Source organism: Citrobacter sp. wls826 (assembly GCF_005281245.1).
GTDB classification, from domain to species: domain Bacteria; phylum Pseudomonadota; class Gammaproteobacteria; order Enterobacterales; family Enterobacteriaceae; genus Citrobacter; species Citrobacter braakii.
This window is the reverse complement of record NZ_SZWS01000053.1, coordinates 239,708-241,206: the sequence shown is the minus strand read 5'-3', so window position 1 is coordinate 241,206 and position 1,499 is coordinate 239,708. Positions and strand designations below refer to the sequence as shown.

Sequence of the window (1,499 nt, the reverse complement as noted above, 5' to 3'; positions counted from 1 at the left end):
TCTTCCAGCGAAGAGGGCCGTTATCCTCAGTAACCCGCCGTTAAATCATCCACGGAACGCGGGTCGGACGCGCCATACAGTGCGCCATCCGGTCCAACCATAATGCTCTGCGTGCTGCCCATCGCTTCTTTCAACGCCACTTTCTGTCCTTTTTGCTCCAGCAGCTTGATTGTATCCGGGCTGAAGCCCTTCTCAATACGAAGCTCATCCGGCAACCACTGATGATGGAAGCGTGGTGCGTTGGTCGCTTCGGCGACGTTCATCCCGAAATCAATGCTGTTGACCACCATTTGCAACACAGTAGTGATAATTCGGCTCCCGCCTGGGCTGCCGGTAACCAGCCAGGTTTTCCCATCTTTTACCACGATAGTCGGCGACATAGATGACAGCGGACGCTTCTTCGGTCCGACCGCGTTGGCATCGCCGCCTACCAGACCGTATACGTTCGGTACGCCCGGCTTGGCAGAGAAGTCGTCCATTTCATTATTGAGCAGAATGCCAGTATTACCCGCCACAATACCGGTCCCGAAGGTGGTATTCAGGGTATAGGTCACCGCCACGGCATTGCCGTCTTTATCCACCACCGAGAAGTGAGTGGTCTGATTGCTTTCATACGGGGCGAGCTTGCCAGGTTTAATCTGGCTGGAAGGCTTAGCCTTGTTGATATCAATCTGATCGGCAAGCGTTTTAGCATAGGCTTTGTTGGTCAGAGCCTGCCATGGCACTTTCACAAAATCGGGATCGCCCAGATACTCCGAGCGGTCAGCGTAGGCATATTTCTCCGCTTCAGCCATGACCTGCATGGCGTCGGCGCTGCCAAACCCGTACTTCTTCATATCAAAGTTTTCAAGAATATTGAGGATCTGCACGATGTGAATACCGCCAGAGGACGGCGGCGGCATGGAGAAGACCTGATACCCGCGATAGTCACCGCTAATCGGCGTACGCTCCACGGCTTTATAGCTGGCTAAGTCCTCTTTGGTCATCAGCCCACCGTTCTTCTGCATTTCCCCGGCGATCTGATCGGCAATAGCCCCTTTATAAAACGCATCCGGGCCGCTTTCGGCAATCATTTCCAGGCTTTTCGCCAGGTTCTTTTGTACCAGCTTATCGCCTTTTTTCAGTGGCTCGCCGTCTTTCCAGAAAATGGCTTTGCTGTTCTCGTGATTAGGGAGCACTTCACTGCCATAGGTTTTCAGATCGTCGGCCAGTGCGTCATTAACCACAAAGCCCTCTTCCGCCAGCTTCATCGCCGGACGTACCACTTTGTTCAGCGGCATCGTGCCGTATTTCTCCAGCGCCAGCGAGAAACCCGCGACGGTACCCGGCGTACCGGATGCCAGATGCGACGTCAGGGACTTTTTCGCATCGGCGTTGCCCTGCTCATCAAGGAACATGTCGCGGGTCGCGCCAGCAGGGGCCATTTCGCGAAAATCAATCGCCGTGGTGTTACCGTCTTTGGTACGCAGCAGCATAAAACCGCCACCACCCAGATTGCC

1 protein-coding gene is annotated in these 1,499 nt (G+C 54.6%); it reads right to left on the bottom strand.

Going from position 1 to position 1,499, the window contains the following annotated elements:
* Nucleotides 1-26 precede the first annotated feature (26 nt).
* Nucleotides 27-1,499 (bottom strand): gamma-glutamyltransferase (gene ggt, locus FDW87_RS13610; RefSeq protein WP_252363168.1); only part of this gene is annotated, 1,473 nt, incomplete at its 5' end.